15 protein-coding genes and 2 pseudogenes are annotated in these 18,985 nt (G+C 59.0%); 9 read left to right on the top strand and 8 right to left on the bottom strand.

Annotated features, from left to right (window positions below):
* Positions 1-28: 28 nt before the first annotated feature.
* A complete protein-coding gene (locus tag ACSQ9D_RS31600; protein WP_436285712.1) occupies positions 29-319 on the top strand; it encodes a hypothetical protein in 291 nt (96 codons plus the stop codon).
* Positions 320-451: 132 nt separating this feature from the next.
* Here the strand turns inward: ACSQ9D_RS31600 and ACSQ9D_RS31595 are convergent, their stop codons facing one another.
* Both ACSQ9D_RS31595 and ACSQ9D_RS31590 read right to left on the bottom strand, forming a co-directional pair.
* Positions 452-925 carry a DUF992 domain-containing protein gene (locus ACSQ9D_RS31595; RefSeq protein WP_436285711.1) on the bottom strand — a complete coding sequence of 158 codons (474 nt, stop codon included), beginning with the start codon at positions 923-925 and terminating at the stop codon, positions 452-454.
* Between the two features lie 85 nt (positions 926-1,010).
* A complete protein-coding gene (locus ACSQ9D_RS31590) occupies positions 1,011-1,502 on the bottom strand; it encodes an ion channel (RefSeq protein ID WP_436285710.1) in 492 nt (163 codons plus the stop codon).
* Between the two features lie 154 nt (positions 1,503-1,656).
* Here ACSQ9D_RS31590 and ACSQ9D_RS31585 point away from each other — a divergent pair.
* From ACSQ9D_RS31585 to ACSQ9D_RS31570, 4 genes and pseudogenes are all read left to right on the top strand, one after another.
* Positions 1,657-2,049 (top strand): annotated as a pseudogene (locus ACSQ9D_RS31585) (adenylate cyclase); the annotation flags it as partial.
* 124 nt (positions 2,050-2,173) lie between these two features.
* Positions 2,174-2,980, top strand: coding sequence for a DUF2092 domain-containing protein (locus tag ACSQ9D_RS31580; RefSeq protein WP_436285709.1), 807 nt, complete (start codon positions 2,174-2,176; stop codon positions 2,978-2,980).
* The gene (locus tag ACSQ9D_RS31575) at positions 2,977-3,189 is read left to right on the top strand and encodes a hypothetical protein (protein WP_436285708.1); all 213 of its coding nucleotides are present in this window, start codon (positions 2,977-2,979) and stop codon (positions 3,187-3,189) included. Before ACSQ9D_RS31580 ends, ACSQ9D_RS31575 begins: the two co-directional genes overlap by 4 nt.
* A 125-nt stretch (positions 3,190-3,314) precedes the next feature.
* The gene (locus tag ACSQ9D_RS31570) at positions 3,315-4,544 is read left to right on the top strand and encodes an alpha/beta hydrolase (RefSeq protein ID WP_436285707.1); all 1,230 of its coding nucleotides are present in this window, start codon (positions 3,315-3,317) and stop codon (positions 4,542-4,544) included.
* A 563-nt stretch (positions 4,545-5,107) separates the two neighbouring features.
* Here the strand turns inward: ACSQ9D_RS31570 and ACSQ9D_RS31565 are convergent.
* The 3 genes from ACSQ9D_RS31565 to ACSQ9D_RS31555 form a co-directional block, all read right to left on the bottom strand.
* Entirely contained in the window at positions 5,108-5,311 is a 204-nt protein-coding gene (locus tag ACSQ9D_RS31565; protein WP_436285706.1) for a hypothetical protein, read from the bottom strand.
* A gap of 639 nt (positions 5,312-5,950) precedes the next feature.
* Complete coding sequence (gene ligD, locus ACSQ9D_RS31560; protein WP_436285705.1) at positions 5,951-6,991, bottom strand: non-homologous end-joining DNA ligase; 1,041 nt, start codon at positions 6,989-6,991, stop codon at positions 5,951-5,953.
* Positions 6,992-7,089: 98 nt separating this feature from the next.
* Positions 7,090-7,419: a DUF982 domain-containing protein gene (locus ACSQ9D_RS31555; protein WP_436285704.1), complete on the bottom strand. Its 330-nt coding sequence runs from the start codon at positions 7,417-7,419 to the stop codon at positions 7,090-7,092.
* 536 nt (positions 7,420-7,955) lie between these two features.
* Here ACSQ9D_RS31555 and ACSQ9D_RS31550 point away from each other — a divergent pair.
* The 3 genes from ACSQ9D_RS31550 (at position 7,956) to ACSQ9D_RS31540 (ending at position 12,597) form a co-directional block, all read left to right on the top strand.
* Complete coding sequence (locus tag ACSQ9D_RS31550; protein WP_436285703.1) at positions 7,956-9,836, top strand: ABC transporter ATP-binding protein; 1,881 nt, start codon at positions 7,956-7,958, stop codon at positions 9,834-9,836.
* A gap of 283 nt (positions 9,837-10,119) precedes the next feature.
* Entirely contained in the window at positions 10,120-10,563 is a 444-nt protein-coding gene (locus ACSQ9D_RS31545) for an SRPBCC family protein (RefSeq protein WP_436285702.1), read from the top strand.
* A 498-nt stretch (positions 10,564-11,061) separates the two neighbouring features.
* Positions 11,062-12,597: a mechanosensitive ion channel domain-containing protein gene (locus tag ACSQ9D_RS31540; protein ID WP_436285701.1), complete on the top strand. Its 1,536-nt coding sequence runs from the start codon at positions 11,062-11,064 to the stop codon at positions 12,595-12,597.
* A gap of 186 nt (positions 12,598-12,783) precedes the next feature.
* Here ACSQ9D_RS31540 and ACSQ9D_RS31535 read toward each other — a convergent pair whose 3' ends face one another.
* The 3 genes and pseudogenes from ACSQ9D_RS31535 to ACSQ9D_RS31525 all read right to left on the bottom strand — a co-directional run bounded on the left by ACSQ9D_RS31535 (position 12,784) and on the right by ACSQ9D_RS31525 (position 15,615).
* Positions 12,784-13,668, bottom strand: a complete 885-nt coding sequence (locus tag ACSQ9D_RS31535) for an alpha/beta fold hydrolase (RefSeq protein ID WP_436285700.1) — start codon at positions 13,666-13,668, stop codon at positions 12,784-12,786.
* A 38-nt stretch (positions 13,669-13,706) separates the two neighbouring features.
* Positions 13,707-13,790: pseudogene (locus ACSQ9D_RS31530) on the bottom strand (DUF1214 domain-containing protein); the annotation flags it as partial.
* 43 nt (positions 13,791-13,833) lie between these two features.
* Positions 13,834-15,615, bottom strand: a complete 1,782-nt coding sequence (locus ACSQ9D_RS31525; RefSeq protein WP_436285699.1) for a tetratricopeptide repeat protein — start codon at positions 15,613-15,615, stop codon at positions 13,834-13,836.
* A gap of 808 nt (positions 15,616-16,423) precedes the next feature.
* Here ACSQ9D_RS31525 and ACSQ9D_RS31520 point away from each other — a divergent pair.
* The gene (locus tag ACSQ9D_RS31520) at positions 16,424-18,313 is read left to right on the top strand and encodes an adenylate/guanylate cyclase domain-containing protein (RefSeq protein WP_436285698.1); all 1,890 of its coding nucleotides are present in this window, start codon (positions 16,424-16,426) and stop codon (positions 18,311-18,313) included.
* The last annotated feature ends 672 nt before the right edge of the window (positions 18,314-18,985 follow it).

Below are 18,985 nucleotides of genomic sequence, written 5' to 3'. Positions count from 1 at the left end.
CCCGACCTATGAACTGCGAGGCCAGAGGATGATTCAGAAAATAGTAGCGGCGGTCGTGACGGCGGTGCTTGTCACAAGCTGCGCAGTCGTTTCGGGATCGTATTCGTCGGAAGGTTACCCGCCTATTCCCGGCAGCATTACCTACGGCGGCCAGCCTCGAGCGAAGCTCACGAGGTCGCCGATCGGCTCTTCGTTCCCCCATACGTTCACGGATCAGACGGGGCGCGAGGTCGAGGAGATCTATATCATCCAACCGGATCGAACACTGCTTATCGTCCAGCGACACTATCGGCCATTTTTGGCCTGGAGCAGGAACTAGTGGCAGGTGCCCCAGAGTTAAGAACCATCATGCCAAGAACGTTCACCTAATCTCAGTCATCAATGAACACACTTGGCCCGCGGTTTGCGGCGGACTTTGAAAGAACCACCGACCGATCGAGGTCGCCAGCGATCAATCGACCGCCGAAAGTTTGAGCGACGCCACGCCAATCGCAACATTGACGCCTTCCTCTCCTTCCAAGGACAGCGGCTGAAGCGATACGCTATCCTTGCTGCCGCCGACCAGCACCTTCGCGCCGCCGCCGAGACCAAGACTGGCGTCTGCCTCGACGCCCCGGTAGGTGCCCTGCAGCCCTGTCAGCGGCTGACCGTTGACGCTTGAGACCAGCCAGACCATCCGCCCCGCCTTGACATCGCCGACGGCGAGGCCGAACTCGTCGATCGAGCCCTTGTACTGCTGGACAGGGGCAGATGCCGACGGCGATGGCGTGAACGTGCATGAGACGGTTTGCTTGGTTTCGATGATCATCCCGACGCCTGCGGATATGTCGCAGTCGAGCTTGCCGAGCTCGAGCTGTGCCGCGGTTGCAGAGATTGGAATCAGAAGCGCAGTGCACGCCAGGGAAGCAATCCAGTATTTAGACATCGTCGTTCCTTTCCGGTTCCACGTGGTTGAATGCCACTATTTCCCACATTTGCAGGCGGGCGGCATTGCGCAGACGAGATCCTACTCACGACTCCGCCTTCTCCTCCTCCACCTGCTCCCGCCTCGCCTGCAGTCTGTCGAACTTGCCGAAGTCGGTCATGATGCTGACCAGTACACTCCCGGTCCAGCCGAACGTGAACAACCCCGACATACCGATGATAGGTCCTAGGAGTCGCCATCGATCTGGCAGACTGACGTTGCCCTCCCCGAGCGTCGTATAGCTCTCCAGCACGTAGTAGTAGCTGTCGCGCATCGACGGGATGATCTCTCTGACATAGAGGGGAACCGCCCAGATGAGTGTTTCTGCGAAATGCAGGATCGCCAGCGCAGCGATCGTTGCTGCCAGCATCAGGTTCAGCCGCCAATGCGGTGTGGCGCCGGTGACGTGTGCCCAAGACTTGCTGAACTGAAGGCTGATGCTCCGGATTCCGACGCCGTGCACGAAGATGACCACGATCAGAAACACGGTGCCGACGAGAATTTCCAGAACTGGGTTCGGGTTCGATAGATGGTCCAATCGCTCGGTCCTTAGACTTGTCACCTCCGGTGGAAGGCTCTTCGCAGGCCTCCCCGGGCCGAAACCAGCACGGGCATGTTGCTGCACCCTGGTGTTAGTAGCAAGTAGGAGAGGGGTAATATCCGCATGCCGGAGGCCGGTAGTAGCGACGGAACTGCTCGACCGCGCACCTGCCCTCAACCCCGGCGGCGGCTACTACCACGGCACGCGCGCTTGCGGCCCACATGCTGAACGACGACAAGACCTCGGTCATCCAAATCAAGCAGGCGGATCTCCAGACGTTTCCCCTCTTCCATGCGGTCGCCGCGGTGATCGATGTCAATGCCGGGCTGGTGGACGAAGCGCGCCGCGAGGCTACGCGCGTCAACGAGATGAGGCCGGATTTCGTACCCAATGTTGTGGCCGAACTGAAGGCCAGAAGCTCCCAGCCAGGCGACCGCGCGAGACTGATCGCCGATCTAGGGAAGGCGGGCCTGCCGGCGTCGGACGAAGTACGAGCATCGACATGCTGCCGCATCACGGTTCGTCCGTGCTTGTGCCACGTTGACCGGCGTGCGGTCAGTGTCTGGGGACCGCAACGGCACAGATGCTACCAGATGTTACGGGCGTTTTCCGTCGTTCTCCTGTAGAGTTGCCCGATTGCAACGATCCACTCGGGAGGGCATGCGTCGATGACCAGACCATCAGGACGATCTCAGCATCGGTTCGCGGCCGCACTTGCGGCCGGGGCGCTCGCCATAATCGTTTCCGGATCCTTGTCGGCAACCCGTGCCGACGAAGCCGACGCCAAGAAGCTGGTGAAGGCGATGTCCGACTATCTCGCCTCCCAGAAGGCCATCTCCTTCGCCTACGATACCAACTTGGAAGTCGTCACCCCCGAGCATCAAAAGATCCTGCTGGCAAGTTCCGGCAAGGTGGAAATGGGCCGTCCGGACAAACTCCGCGTCACCCGGCACGGCGGTTTCGCCAATGTCGAGATGGTCTTCGACGGCAAGACGGCGGCCCTTTTCGGCAAGGACGCCAATCTCTATGCCCAGGCCGAGGTGCCCGGAACGATCGCTCACCTGGTCGACGAGATGAGAGACAAGCTGCATCGGCCTGTTCCCGGTGCCGACCTCCTCTTGCCCGACGTCTACGGCACGTTGATGGACGGCGTGACGGACGTGAAGGATCTCGGCAGCGGCGTCATCGGCGGTACCGAGTGCGACCACCTCGCCTTCCGCGCCAAGGAGGTCGACTGGCAGATATGGATCGCGCAAGGCGAACATCCCTACCCCTGCAGGTATGTGATCACCGCTACGCAGGTCGATCAGGGGCCGCAATACAGCATCCAGATCAGCGATTGGAAGACGGGCACCGAGGTCGTGGCGGCAGACTACACGTTCAAAAACACCACGGACGCCAAGAAGGTCGATCTGTCGAAGCTCAAGGACACCGACGAGCTTCCCGATCACCTCGCAAAAGGAGCGAAGCAATGAGCCTGTTCAGACGCGTGAGAGTTCTCCTGATTGCCGCGGCCGTCGGAATTTCCGGGCTTGAGGTCGCCGAGAAACTTTCAATTCCTGTACCAGACGCCATCGTAACCCCGGCCGACGCCCGGATCGGCCGGCCGCTGACGCCGGTCAGCGTCGCCGGAGTGGCACGGCGCACGGTCCGGCGCTGCGCGGTGGGCGTCTACTACTGCTAGGACGAGGCGATCGAGGGCTGTAAGCAATTTTTTGATGAGGGCGATCTGTGGGCAGTCAAAGTAGCGTAGCGTCGGCATCGGCTCAAAAGAGTTGGCGTCGTTGGTTTCTTGTATGTTCAATGATCATGGCACTACCCGGATGCGGAGGACATCCGAAGGATGTGCTGACCCCGGTCGCCAACACGTCTCCGCAGTCGCCGAAGGTCGACATGCTGATCGCGACGACCCGCACCCGATCGACCGTTCCAGGCGAGATGTTCAACGGAGAACGTGCACTGGCTCCGGCCTTCGCCGACATGACGATCTCGATTCCACCCAGCAAGGTTCGCAAGGAAGGACAGGTCGCCTGGCCAAAGAGATTGCCGTCCAATCCGGCGACCGACTTCGCGACCGTGAAGGCCGACGATCTCAACATCGACGAGGCCAAGAAGTGGCTGAGCGCGAGCGTCAGCAAGACGCCCGACGGCAGCGTCCTTGTCTTCATTCACGGTTTCAACAACCGGTTCGAGGATGCCGTCTACCGCTTCGCGCAGATCGTCCATGACTCCGGCGTCCATAGCGCCCCCGTCCTGGTGACATGGCCGTCGCGCGGCAGCCTGCTTGCCTACGGCTATGACCGCGAAAGCACCAACTACACCCGCAATGCATTGGAGACGCTTTTCCAGTATCTGGCAAAGGATCCCGAGGTGAAGGAGGTCTCGATCCTCGCGCATTCGATGGGCAACTGGCTGGCGCTGGAATCCTTGCGGCAGATGGCCATTCGCAACGGCCGCCTACCGGAGAAGTTCAAGAACGTCATGCTCGCGGCCCCTGACGTTGACGTCGATGTGTTCCGCCAGCAGATCGCCGACATGGGCAAGCAGCACCCGCAGTTCACGCTGTTTGTCTCCCGTGATGACAAGGCGCTGGCCTTCTCGCGCCGGGTCTGGGGCGACGTCTCCCGGCTGGGTGCCATCGATCCGGAGCAGGCCCCGTACAAGAAGGAGCTCGAGGACAACAAGATCATGGTGATCGACCTCACCAAGATCAAATCCGGCGACAGCATGAACCACGGCAAGTTCGCGGAGTCGCCTGAGATCGTGCAGCTCATTGGCCAGCGTATCTCCCAGGGGCAGACGTTGACTGACAGTCACGTCGGACTTGGCGACCAGATTTTGGTGGCGACCACCGGGGCTGCGACGGCCGCTGGCAACGTCGCCGGCCTGGTTCTAGCCGCGCCGGTTGCAGTCGTCGATCAGGATACGCGTGACAACTACGCCGCCCATGTCGGAGGCCTCGCGGGCGCAAACAACACACAGCCGGCTGCGGTCAAGGCCTGCGATCAGACCAGACCGACGCCGAGCTGCAAACGTTGATTTCGGCAGACGGCTGCTACTGTAACATACATAGGCATGAGCGGCTTTTGAGGCATATTTCCACTGGGACCGCGAGACGGCGATCGGGGCGATTCCGTCTCAGGCACATGAGGGAATACACGCGGGTTTTAGTGTTACGGGCCGCCGTTGGTGCTGCATCACTGCTCCGGAGCCTCGGAACCGCGTAACCTACTGCAACATACTCGCCGACGAGACTGCCGCTGTCATGGTAGGCGGCAGCGACCTGCCAAATCAGGTCGGACTGCATCTGAAATTTCTACGGAGAAAGCGCATGATGGCGGCAGATCACATGTCGGTTCGACAACCGCGCGCAATCCAGACGAAACGGGGCAGCCGACACAGAGGAAGACGCAAAGCATTGGACGCAATGCCGAGGATCGAGGTGCTACTTTCAACGCCCGCCGATCGTTTCGCTCGCCTCCCGCCGGTTCTGGCGACGCTCAAAAGTCCTCGACCAGGATGAGATGATGCAGATCCTACCCGAACCGGAGAACGCGCTGAAAGGATGCCAGCGTGTTGTATTCCGGGCGCCGTTTTAGCGATCAGTGCACTGCAGCGCGTGGCTCGCCGTTGGTCCTTGCGGCCAGGTGATCCGTGATCGCCCGACGGATATCCGTGACCGTGTCAAACAGCTTGTTGTCAAGATCTATCACATGAAAGCGGACAGCGATGAACTTCAACCGGTTGTCAAAGGGAACGGCTATACCGACTTCCTGACCATTGAAAACGACAGCTTGCTTTTGCATAGAACACTCCAACCCGAGACGCGGATCAAATTAGCAAATTGGAATGAAATCTTTACGACGCGCTATGTTTGCGATCGTCGCTTCGCATCGAATTGAAGACGTGTACTCTTCCGATGCATCGAGACTGTGAGAAGAATTCGAACGGATCTTGTCATCGTTCCTCCGACCGGTCGCCATTCGCCGACCGCTGAACGCTCATATTGGCAAATACTTATGTCCCTCTGGCGACAAAAGCTAACCTAGGTTCCTCCTTCAAGCAACTATTATCTTTATATTTTTAGTATTTCTTTTAGTATTACTATTGCCGCACATGCGAATAAGAAAGACTATACTACGGAGGTGGTATCCACAAAAAAGCAGCGCGGCAAGATCCTACCGTGTCGGGACGCGGGTTCGTCAACCCACCGTCTTGAGATAGCTATGGTTGCGATCTGCCACTATCGCGCAGAAGGCGCTCAAAGCGGAACCAGGCCCGGTGGCAATGTAAATGGTTTCGATGCCTGGCGATTTTTTAGTCCTGGAGGGGTTCGTCCGACGTCGTGGTGATGACGAACTTGCCGTCGACCGTACCTCATTTGCCGAGGCTTCCCGAAGTCGGCGCATCGAGGGATTTTGTCCTCGATCGCAAGGTCGGGCGGATCACTCAATTTCGTAGACCGCTGCATTATCCTGCACTTCGCGGAGGCCCTTAAACGACGCGTGCCGCAGCTTTCGGTCATGTGTCCAGGCGCGGTACTCGATCTCGGCAATCAATGTCGGCTGCACCCACACGACGTTCCTTCGCCGCCCATCGTATTCCACGGGCGGCCGTTTCGCTCTAATGCGCTCCAGCGTATTGCGCAGCGCCTCCGCATTGCTTTCGGTGAAGCCCGTGCCGACGTTTCCGACGTAAACCCACTCGCGGCCCTTACGGGCTGCGAGAAGGAGGCTACCGATCCCTGCCCGCGCCACCGATGACTGCTCGTAGCCGACGACAATGAAACTGTCGCTTTGCAAACATTTAACCTTGATCCAATCGCCAAGACGTCCTGACCGGTAACTGCTGTCGCGATGCTTCGCAATAATACCTTCAAGCCCTTGCTCGCAGGCAACTGCGAATATCTCGCTGCCATCTCCGTCAATTGCCTCAGACAGCCGAATAGCGCCCTCCTCGCTGCGCAGAAGAGACTCCAGGAAGAACCGACGGAACGATAGCTCCATGCTTCGGATATCGTGCCCATCGAAGTATAGAAGATCGAAGGCCATCATCATCGCCTGCCCTGAGGGAAGCTTCCCACGTCGGCCGCCAAGCGAATTCTGCAGCATGCCAAAGTGGGGCCGCCCCTGCTCGTCCAGAACGACTGCCTCCCCATCGATGATAGCTGTCCCGACACCCAGGCTCTTGGCCGCTGCCTCGATCGCCGGGAAACGATATGTCCAATCGTGCCCCCCGCGCGTCAGGATGCGCACGTTGCCGTTGTCGAGATGGACCGCAATCCGATACCCGTCCCACTTGATCTCGTAGAGCCACTCCGGACCAACGGGCGAACGCTGCTTGACGAGCGCCAGACATGGCTCGACGCGCGTTGGCATAGGGTCAAAGGGCAACTGTGGCTGCGAGGGGTCACGAGGCTTTCTTGGATTGGAGCGAAGTGGCTCGTCCCGAGTAAGCAAAGGTTTAGGACGCGGAGATTTGGTCATTGATGCTCATCACGAAATGAAGATGGGAGTTCTTTGCCTTGAAGGCCTCGAATGTGAGGCGTATGGTCCGCGCGTTGCCCGCTCTAGGGCACTGCTCATCATTCCCTGGGCCCTGCCTCTCTGTGGGGCTCTTTTTTCTCAGCTGCTTTTCGCGTTTCTGCAACATCGTCCGGCAGGACGTGCAGCCCCGCCTCATGGGCTGCGGCAACGAAGGCGGCTCGGGCACTTGCGGCATCTGCATAGAATTCCAGCGCTTCCAGAGAAGTCATGAGGGCACGATGGAATGAAGGTGCCTTTGACAACGCCCATTTGCTGCTTAGGAGCATGGCGGCGAGGTCCTCGACTGTATCAGCGTGTCGATAGCGGCCGGTGTTGCCTTCAATCTCGACATCTATCGGGCTGATAAAAACGGGGATCTCGCCAGCCATGCTCCTAACCTCCCTTGACTTTATTAGAATCCAGTAAATGGCAAGGCGACCCGTTTCGTCCAGCCCCGCCATGCCCCAGTAGGAGCTCCCTCAGTCAATAGTTAGAACGGAATGGGAACCTGCACTATGCAGATCGTCACTGAGCGCAGCGGCACGTCTGACGCAGCATAAAAGATCGTCATCTCCCTTTGTCTCGGCTGGGCCGAGATACCAGGGGGACTCGCGGTCGTGGGACCGCCGGATCACACATGCCGTTGGCACGTTCCGGAAGAGACCGGCCTTTCGTTTTCGATCCCGAGGGACGCTCTCAGCCCGGTATGACCAAGTGTTCAGCAGGTTCCCTTAGATCAACTGGGCAGAAACGTCGGACGCCCCCGGGGCACTTGCCCACGATCTCAGATCTGACTTTTGCGACCCTTCCTGTTCCTGGAGATTTGGGAAGATTTCCTGATTGAGATTGCATCCGGAAGATGGTCGAATGCGGCCTGCATAGCTGAGTCCCTCGCCCTCTTCCCGATTTTTGACCCGAGCGGCCCATGTCGATTTCAGATGCGATCTACCGTCCCTTCGAAACGCTGATCCGCCCGCTCGATATCCCCTATCGGCCGCTGCCGTCCAAGGGGCCCGTGGCGGTTCTTCTGCACTTCATCTCGATGTTCCGTGGCGTGCTGATCGCGCTCGCACTTTCATCCATGGCGATGGAGGCCATCAACCTGACCACCGTCTGGGGGCTTTCGGTCATCGTCGATGGCGTATCGCAAAAGGGCGCATCCGTCTTCCTGCACAGCGAATGGCCGCTCCTGACTGTCCTCGGGCTCCTGATCTTTCCGGCCATGCCCGTCGCCTCCTTCCTTCTAAACACACTCACCTCGCATACGCTCGGCATCGGCATGCCGGCCGCCATCCAGTGGCAGGGGCACAAAGCGGTGGAGCGGCAGGATCTCGCCTTTTTTCATGATCTCTACGCAGGACAGGTCGCCTCGCGCCTGCAGCAGGTGTCGTCTGCCGTCCAGCAGCAGATCATTGCCGCCTTCCAGTCGATTCCGCGCTTCCTGCTGCAGCTGGTCGGCTCAGTGGTCCTGCTGTCGAGCCTGTCCTGGCAGCTCGCCTTGCCAGTCGTTGTCTGGATCGCGCTCAATGTGGCGCTCACCGTCAAGATGGCGCCGATCTTTGCCGAGCGTTCGCGCCGCACCGCCAAGCAGCGCAGCCTGGTGGCCGGTGCCATCACCGATCTCTACACCAACATGCAGATGATCAAGCAGTTCGCCGCCGAAGACAGCGAAGCCGGCGCCATCAGCCGCATCATCCGAAAGGCCATACAGACGCAGCACGGAGAACAGCGCATCTACCGCACCTCGGAACTGATTGTCGTGGTCCTCAACACGACGCTCTGGCTGGTGATGCTGTCGATCGGTTTCTCGGGTCTCGTCAACGGCTTTCTCACGGTCGGCGAGTTCGTCGGCGCTGTCTACATCCTCCAGAGGCTCTCCACGCAGATCTTCACCTTCCTGCAGATGGGCCAGCAGATCTTTCAGGCGATTGGGACGATCAAGGACGCGATGCCGGTGATGACGACGCCGCCCACCATCACAGATCGGCCTGACGCGGCGAGCCTCACGGTCAACAGCGGCGAAATTCGTTTCCAAGACGTTTGCTTCGCATACAAGTCCGGGAAGTCTGTCATCGATAACCTGTCGCTGACGGTTCGGCCCGGCGAGAAGGTGGGGCTGGTCGGCCTCTCCGGCGCCGGCAAGACTACGCTGGTGAGTCTGCTGCTGCGTTTCTACGACATCGGGGACGGCGCGATCCTGATTGACGGACAGGACGTCCGCGATATTACGCAGGCAAGCCTTCGCCGCAACATCGGCGTCATCGCACAGGACGTCGCACTGCTGCACCGCTCGGTCGGCGACAACATCCGTTACGGCCGGCCGCAGGCGACGCAGCACGAGATCGAGCAGGCGGCGAAGACAGCAAAGGCCGATGTGTTCATCACCGATCTTGCAGACGGCGAAGGCCGAAAAGGTTATGACGCCTTCGTCGGCGACCGCGGCATCAAGCTCTCCGGCGGTCAACGGCAGCGCGTGGCGATTGCCCGCGTTTTGCTGAAGGACGCGCCGATCCTCGTGCTCGACGAGGCGACCTCCGCCCTCGACAGCGAATCTGAGGCCGCCATCCAGGAAAAACTCAACTTGGTGATGGAGGGAAAGACGGTGATTGCCATCGCACACCGCCTTTCAACCATTGCAAGGATGGACCGGATCGTCGTGCTCGATCAGGGCCGCATCCTGGAAGAAGGCAGGCCGGACGAACTGGTCGAACAGGATGGCCTGTTTGCTCGCCTGTGGAAACGCCAGACCGGCGGCTTTATTCCTGAAGACCTCGACGACCCTTTGCCGGCATCGCCTACGACCTAAGCAGCCGGCTGACGCTTGTTGCATCGGCGAGGCTGTGCCTTGCGGCCAAAGCGGTCACGCGTTAGCAGGTCTTGGCTGGAAGCGATCCTCTCGATGTGCGGTTTCAAGATGCGTGGTCTGCGCACTATTCGTTCTCAGATGCTGTCGCGGAGCCCAGCCCTGCTGGAAACGGGTCAAGGACCGACACAGACTGAAACCGAATATTTCAATCTCATTGTCGGATCAACAAAAGCTGGTTCGTCCTAGGGGGCACTCTAGGTATTCTATCCATAGGAGGATCATCATGCCCAACACGATACGTCTTCACCGCGTCCTGGCGGCCAGTCCTGAGAAAGTCTATCGCGCATTCCTGGAGCCGGATGCACTGGCCAAATGGCTTCCCCCAAATGGGTTTGCCTGCACGGTGCACCATTTGGAGCCAACCGTCGGCGGAACACACAAAATGTTCTTCCGGAATTTCACGACCGGAAAAAGTCATGCGTTCGGTGGCAACTATCTCGAACTGGTGCCAGGCGAGAAGCTTCGTTACACGGACAAATTCGACGACCCCAACATGCCTGGTGAAATGGAGGTCACTGTGACGTTGAAGAAGGTCTCGGTCGGCACCGAACTTGATGTCGTCCAGGCGGGAGTACCGGACGTTATTCCCCCGGAGGCATGCTATCTCGGCTGGCAGGAATCGCTTCGCAATCTGGCAAGGCTCGTCGAGCCGGAAATCAACGAATAACGCTCAAAGGCTGCGGAGGAGTAGGATCGACTTATCGGCGAGGCAAGAGCAAGAAAAAAGGCGAAGCCTAGCGACTGAGGCCGTCTGCCTCCTTCGACGAGCCGGTTCCTCCAACGCTGCGTGAAAACGCAGAGGCTCTCCTGGCAATCAGTCGCGATGAGGCTTTTGGCGCGTTCCAGACCTATCGATGGTCGCCTTACGGCCCATTGTGTCATTCGAGCATGTCCTCAAATGTGGGTTGAACTTCCGCGAGGTGATATTTGTTCTAGGCCCGCAAACTCAAGCCGAGTCCTTTCTCTTGAAGCCTCCGGAGATCCATCGGCACCTTTATCAACCGATAGTCAGGAGAACCGGATAAGGCGGCCCCTATTTTACGCCCTTCATCTTTTGACCTCGAATTTCCTCCACCTTCCTCGCGCGCGACAGTTCGGGTGCCATTCCATGGAGCTTCTACTGGCGCTATAAGACGGGACCCCTCGGCGCGGTGGAGTGGCGGCCATGTCCCCCGAAATTCTTGGCAATCCAATACTGCAGTTCGCTGCCCTGGTGCTGCTCAGCGCGGCGGCTCGACTGATTTATGGAAGGAACCCGACCTTTCGGCTGGTCGCGAACGTGGCCTTCTTCATTCTTCTGACCGTCGTCCTGCTTTCCCACGACATCGAACCATATACTCCCGACGGCAAGGGGGAACTGCTTTCGTGGCGAATCTTTGTGGGGATTGCGAAGACAATCTGGTGGATCGGCGGTGCAATGGTGCTGGTCAGCTCCGTCCGGTTATTTCTGATCCTCGAACGAAAGCCGCGTGAGGGCCGCCTTATCCAAGACCTCGTTGTCGGCGTTATCTACCTTGGAGCAGGCCTGTCGGTCATTGCATATGTTTTCAGCGTGCCGGTCGGAACGCTAATAGCAACGTCGGGGGTATTCGCCATTGTTCTCGGTCTCGCCCTCCAAAGCACGTTGAACGACGTCTTCTCCGGTGTGGCGCTCAACCTCGGAAGGCCATACACCGTGGGCGACTGGATCGTGCTCGACGAGGGGGTGCAAGGTCGGGTGGTGGAGACGAATTGGCGGTCCACTCACCTCCTTAGTGCTACCAATGATGTTATCATTGTCCCGAACAGCACGTTGGCTAAACGACGGCTAACGAACCTCACAAGCCCCGATGAAGCCCATGGCGTTACAATAAACATTCGCGTGCTTCCCACGAGCCCCCCGGCGACGATTGAGGAAACGATGCGCGAAGTGCTTCTTAGCAGCAACACGATCCTCAAGGAGCCAATGCCATCGGTCAACATTGTCGCCCTGGACAGCAATGCGGTCGATGCAGAACTATCGTTTCGTGTCAGCAACATAGGGCGAGTTTCCGAGGCAAAGAATGAAGTCTATGACCTTGTATTTCGACATACAAAGGCCGCTGGCCTTCAATTGTCGCCTCCAGCCGGTTCGTCGCCCGTCGCCATCAATGTTGCTCAAGACAACTTGCTAGCAAAGCATCCCGGATCCGCTTGGCGGCTGATCAACACTCTCCCGCTGTTTGCAACGTTGACCGAAGATGAAAAGGAAGCTTTGGCCGGCAGTATGAAGCGCCTCACTTTCCGAAAGGGTGCGGTGATTGCGGCACAGGATACTTCGCTGACGTCGCTTATGGTGGTCCGCAGCGGCGTTGCGGTCGTCGAGCGCGATGCAGGCAGCGGCCACATCGAACTGACACGCTTGGCTCCTGGTGATCTTTTCGGCGAGCGCGGCGTTCTAATGGGCGCACTGGAGCCCGGAAACATCCGCGCCCTGACATTCGTCGTGGCATATGAGATCGCGAAAGATCAACTGGCCGCGGTCATGCGCGATCGAGCTTCTCTAGCTGACGAATTGGGGCTTCTGTTGTCACGCCGCATCGAAACAGAAAAACACCTCTTCGGCGAGGAAATGACGCCGGAGGGCAGCCACCCATCAACCCTCACCGCCAAAATCCGCCACTTGTTCCAGATGCAGCATGCCATTCATCGAAAGCCCGCAACCCTGAAACAGGACGGCTAAGACAAGGCCGTGATACCTTGGTTTCCCTGTCAAGGTGTCCGAGGTTTGCGGTAACATCATCGGCTTTAGGTGTCGACAGCGCAAATCCAGGCTCTCAGCCCTCGGGCATTAATGACTTCGCGCCCTCCCCCAGCATTGTTGTGCGTCAGGGTCCATAGTCGTGCCAACGCGACACCGCCATCCGGGTCACTGCCTATCGCCAAGCTTTCGGATAAAGTCGGCAACGTGCGAGGCGGCCGTTGCCGGCTGTTCCAAAGGCATGAGATGCGCTGCGCCCGGCACGTTGACCAGCGTTGCCCGATCGCCGAGTTCCTTCTTCAGCATCTCGCCGTTTTCAGGTGGCGCGATCTGATCCTCCGCACGTTGCAGGATCAGATATTTGGTCTCTCCCGGAGGCGCCCACCAAGCGTCGAGGGGAGTGCTTTCCGCTGCCGCCTTTTCGATAGCCGCCGCTCCCGGATCGAGAGAAGGTTTGAAAAGCTTCCAGATGCGGGCGGAACCGGCAGGATTGGAAACGAGATATGGGAAGACCGCCAAGATATCGGCTTCGGTGGATGCGGGGTTGAAGATAATCCCCAAAGCTTTGGCCGCGGGTGGCGCGGGTTGGACCTTTCCACCTGCAGCCAATAAGATAACGCTACGCGTCACTTCGGGGTGCGACGCAGCCACCATGCGCGCAACGCGATTGCCGAAGTCGTTGCCCGCCACGTTTGCCGAACCAAGGTTCAAGGCCTTGATCACTCCCGCGAGGTCGTCTGCCATCGTCACAAGCGTAACGCCCTCGCTTGGACCCGTGCTCTTGCCCGAACCGCGGAAGTTGATGCTGACTACCCGATGGCCCGCTTTGGCAAGGGCAGCGGCCAAGCCATCTAAGTAGCCGACCGTCAGAGTTCCGCCCGGCAGCAAGACTATGGGTTCGCCTTTTCCCCGGCTGAAGTACTCGATTTTGGAGTCCGTCAGCTCGACGAGACCCGTCTCGACAGTCTGAGCTAGGGCAACCGGTGTCGGTATCGGTAGCGCCAGCCAAGCGATGAACAGAGCAAGCATAGCTAAGAGCTTTGTCGGGTTCATGTGCGCACACTCCTGTGCAGGGTTGGGAGATATGACTATCACTGCACGAGTTCGATCTCGCTCAGCCGCCATGACTTGTCGAAGAAAGGCTCCAGCGGGCTGTAGAGGCGCAGGATCGTCCACCGATGACCAGATCTGGCGCATTCCGTGCAACATCCGCGCGCGTCAGACCGTCAGTCCCGCCTTGCGCAGGCCTTCAACGCGGCGCTCAAAATCGTTGGGGTTCCGGAACGGAAGGACGCGGCGTCTGCGCTCGACAGAGAAACCAGGATTTATCTGGAGCGCGTGCTCCCAGGCCAGCCGGCTCTCCTCCGGCCGACCGAGGTGACCATAGCACGACGCAAGCAGAGCATAGGCGGTCTCAGATTGCGGGTTTCGTTCGAGCCGCTGGTTGATCACATCAATGGCCTGCTGATACTCATCGAGGGAAAACAGCGCCTCCGCGCGAAATTGGAGCAGCACTTCGGGATAGTGCGGGTCCAGCCGCATCACGGCGTCGAGCGTTTCAAGCGCATCGGCCGGATCGCCGGAAAATATCTGCATATGGGCCTTCGCCATATGGAGATCGACGGAGTTTGGCGCAAGCACTAGCCCCCGTTGCACCTCGGCCCGCGCCCGGTCCATTTGCCGGCTCCACATGCTGGCCACGACCAGCGCGAAGTGACCGTTGGGCTGCTCCTCGGCCATCTCGACTGCCTGTTGCGCAAGTTCTTGCCCAATCCGCAGCGAGCCTTCCGGATCGGGGCTCCAGGCGTTAACGTAGTCGAGCACATGGGTGAACGAAATCAGTGCGTAGGCCGCCACATAGCCCGGATCGAGAGCGAGGGCTGCGGTTGCCAGATCGCGGGCCGCGATATTTCCGTTTCGGGTATGCGCCGACGCCCGCTCCCGAGCGCGCAAGTAGAATTCATACGCCTCCACGTTGACTGCGCGCCCTTGGGCCAGGCGATCCTTGTCGCCAACCGTCAGCTTCAACTTGAGCGCAGCCACGATCTCCTGGGTGATTTCATCCTGAACTGCAAAAATGTCCACGAGATCGCGATCGAACCGACTGGCCCAGACATGTCCGCCGTTGCTCGCGTCGATCAATTGCGCTGTGACGCGTACCCGATTGCCCGCCTTGCGCACGCTGCCCTCGAGCACGTAGCGGACGCCAAGCGCCCTTGCTACCTCTGGCACGGAGACCGCTGCCTTCTTGTATACGAAAGAGGAGTTGCGGGCGATCACGTGCAACTCGGACAGCCTCGAAAGGTCAGTGATGATGTCCTCGCTGATGCCGTCGGAGAAGTACTCCTGTTCGGCATCGCCGCTCATGTTGTTGAACGCAAGCACGGCTATGGAGGGCTTGCCAGGAACAGGCGGTAGCACCGAAGATCCTGCCGAGGCACCGGTCTCTGGTATCGCCGGCTCTGCCTGCGCGACGATGCCGACCTGAAGCGAATAGACCCGGATTGGCTCAGCGATGTTCTTGAGTTGCGTCGCACCGAGATCGGTTGGAGGAAGTTCGAGCCGCGCCTTCACCTGACGGTAGGCGTCTTCAGATAGACAGATCGCGCCGGGCTTAGCGATTCCTTCCAATCGTGAGGCGATGTTGACACCGTCGCCCATAAGGTCGCCATCGCTTTCCTCGACGACATCGCCTAAATGGATGCCGATGCGAAACTCGATGCGGCGATCCCGCGGCACGCCGGCGTTGCGCTCGAGCATGGCGCTCTGAACCTCGATCGCACACCGTACGGCATCGACGACGCTACGGAACTCGATGAGGCTTCCGTCTCCGGTGCGCTTCACCACGCGGCCGTTGTGCACGGCGATGGTCGGATCGATCAGATCGCTGCGCAGAGCCCGCAGCCGCGCCAGAGTGCGATCCTCGTCCGCGCCGGCAAGACGGCTGTAGCCGACCACATCCGCGACCAGGATCGCCGCAATTTTTCGCGTCTCGCTCATAGCGCCAGTACCTGCTATGCACAGACTAGCATACTGGCCCGGCCAACGCTCCCCAATCTCGAATTCGTTCGCTGAGAAAGTCCCCAATAAACTATCGGCCGAATGCCGATTTTGAGCTGATAGCCTTGGGCTTCACGATGCTGGCCGCGCCGCGACTGTCCGTACTTCCCACTGTCATTATTGGAATTGTCACGGCGGGCATTCTCCGGCATGTGTTTGGCTGATGCGACACTTGATGGCGGAGTCTTAGATGACAGAGGTTGAAGAGGTGGAACACTCGGTCGACGCACTGGGGGAAAGTGTGGACGGAGATTTTAGATAAAGCCTAAGCATTATCGCGGATGCGAAGGCAGCCAAAGACAGCATGTGCTCATGCATAGGCGTCAAAAATTATATATTCACCAATGACATAGCGGTGCCCACTTTCATCTCGTCCGGCGCCAATCGGATGTACATTCCAAAATCGTGTCGCGACGTCCAGTTCTGGCCCCAAATCGGCCATTCCGGCAGGCAAGCTCGAATGTCTCGAAACTTGCGGAATGGACTTAGGCTAAGGCTGGGCCATGCACCGCTTCGCGACCCACACCGCTGCGTGGGGCTGCATTCGACGACCGTCTTCACCCTGCAAGCGACTTGCGAAAGGCGCACGAACAAACGAACTCACATGGGCATTCCACACTGGAGGACTGCCTGCGGCGTTCAGTAGAAGTGTTGGATGAAACGCGGGTTCCTCAGAAGCGCTGTTGAGGTCTGTCGTTTCATTTAAGTGCGACCAGTCCTATAATCCGGTGGGGGTGAGGCCGAACCAATGGACCGCAAGCTTTCCGCCATCCTCGCTGCTGATGTCGTGGGCTATTCCGCGCTGATGGAGCGCGACGAGGCTGGCACATTCGAGCGCCTTCGTGCGGGACGCAAGGAACTGTTTGAGCCGGAGATTGCTCGCCATCACGGCCAGATTTTCAAGCTTATGGGCGACGGGATGCTCGCCGAATTTGGCAGCGTGGTGGACGCGGTGGAATGCGCCGTCTCGCTGCAGCGCGGGCTGGCGGAACGGAATGCCGCCGTTCCCGAGGACCAGCGGATCCGGGTCAGGATCGGGATCAATCTCGGCGAGGTGATCGTTGAGGGCGAGGACCGGTATGGCGAGGGCGTCAATGTCGCGGCCAGGCTTCAGCAGCTGGCAGACCCGGGCGGCATCTGTGTTTCGGGAAAGGTCGCCAGGGAGGTTGAGAAGAAGCTGGCTTTCGGCTTCGAGCCGATGGGCGAGCAGAAGGTGAAGAATATCGCCGAACCGGTGCAGGCCTTCCGCGTCATCCTTGAGGGACAAGCCCCACGCCAACCCGCGCCGTCGTTGCCTCCGCGCTGGGTTTGGGCAGCAGCAGCCGTGCCAGTCCTTATTCTGGTTTTGGCCGGGACGGCCTGGCAATTGTGGCCGAGTGCGACAGTAAGCGGCAAACCGTCGGTAGCGGTGCTGCCGTTCGACAACTATGGCGGCGACGAGGCGACCGGACGCCTCGCCGATGGCCTCACCGAGGACATAATCACCGATCTGGCGGGGTTCCCTGAATTCCAGGTGATCGCCCGCAACTCGACTGACCAATACCGGGACAAACCAGCCGTGCCGAGTGAAGTGGGTAAGGCGCTTGGCGCAGGATTTGTGGTCGAGGGTTCCATCCAGCGTCAGTCTGACCGCGTAAGAATTACGGCGCAGCTCATCGACGCCAAAACGGGCAAACATCTTTGGTCGCAGCGCTGGGACCGGCCGGACGAGGACTTGTTCGCAATCCAGATCGAAATTTCCGAGCAGATTTCGAACCGCCTCGGCGGCGGCGCAGGCTTGGTCCAGGAGGCGGGCCGCATCACCGCCCACCGAAAGCCGCCCGAGAATCTCAATGCCTACGAACTTTATCTGCTCGGCAGCGAAAAACTCGAGCAAGTCAATCAGGCGGATGTCGAGGAGGCCGTTAGGCTGCTCACCCGCGCGGTCGAACTGGACCCCGGCCTTGCCCGCGCCTGGGTCGAACTTAGCCATTCCCATGGATTCTTGTCCAACCTCGGCGTCGAAACCGAAAAGAACCGGGCTCTCTCTAGCGAGGCTGCCGAGCGCGCCGTCCAGCTCGATCCAAGTGATGCCGAGGCGCATGCTGTTTATGCCATCACTCTAGGTGACAGAGGCGAATTCGAGCACGCCAAGGCAGAGTTCGACACAGCGCTGCGCCTTGCTCCCGGCCAATTCGAAGTTCTGACTTTTTACATCGGTTGGGCCTCGACCTTCGGCGAGCCTGAGCGCGGCGCGCAACTGGTCGACAAGGCGGTCAGTCTCAACCCCGGTTTTCCGATGTGGAGCGCCAGGATTTTCACTTACGCCTACTTCATGGCGGGCCGGTATGAGAATGCGATTCGAATGCTGGACCGCGTGACGCCGGAAAGCTATGGAAGGGGGCAGTGGGTGATGCGTTCCGGCGCGCTCGCCGCTCTTGGTCGAAGCGAAGAGGCGAAGGCTTCATTAACGAACGCAACCAAACGGTTTCCCAATTTGACGGTCGAGGGATTTGTCAATCAGCCCGGATTCAATGACGCGGAGCGCCAGCGGTTGATCGAAACCATGCGGCTCGCCGGCTTCCCGGACTGCGCCAAGGCTGAAGAGCTCGCGAAGATCGAGAAGCCGCTGCGCCTGCCGGAGTGTGCTTCGCCGTAAAATGGCGGCCACGGATGACAAACGTCTCGAAGGGTCCGAAACGCGACCTTCGTTTCACTGACCGCGAAAGCCCAGATGTGGCGCAAAGTAGACCCTCGGCTCCGGGAAGTGATTTTAGAAATCAATAGGCGCAACAATAGTGGTGACCAGTTTCATCTCGTCCGGCGCTCCATCCATACCCAGCGGCTCACCACCGCACTGGCTGCTTCACCGGACGCTTACCTTCAATGCAAGTTCGAGTACACTGAGCTGTGTCGCGGAAGGTCGGCGTCGCCGCCTGGAGAAAGGTCGGAAGCGAACATCGGAAATGTGGGCAATAAAGAACGAATAACCCATTGCATTGTCTATAGATTATCGTTTTTTTGATGGCAGCAAAATCGTCGTTCGCCACCTCCGCCAACATCGGAAGCGAAAATCGGCAAAATCCTTGTCAAAATCACTACTAACGCATTATATTAAAACAGTTATTCGCACTAGGAAGATCGGCAGAAATGGAAGAAGTACCTAGCCGCATCGAACCATGCTTTTTTTGAAGACAGCATTCCTCAGGTTCTGTCAGACCTCGTCGTCGAGATACAATCCGAAGCCGCAGGCCTGGGCCAAAGACTTCATAACGACGCAGCTGTCGAGCTGTCGGACATGGACCGGGTTATGAACTGCTACTATTCAAAC

Source organism: Rhizobium sp. LjRoot258, assembly GCF_964254185.1.
Classification (GTDB): Bacteria; Pseudomonadota; Alphaproteobacteria; order Rhizobiales; family Rhizobiaceae; genus Rhizobium.
Note: the sequence above shows the minus strand (reverse complement) of the source record. Positions and strands in the feature narration are given on the sequence as shown.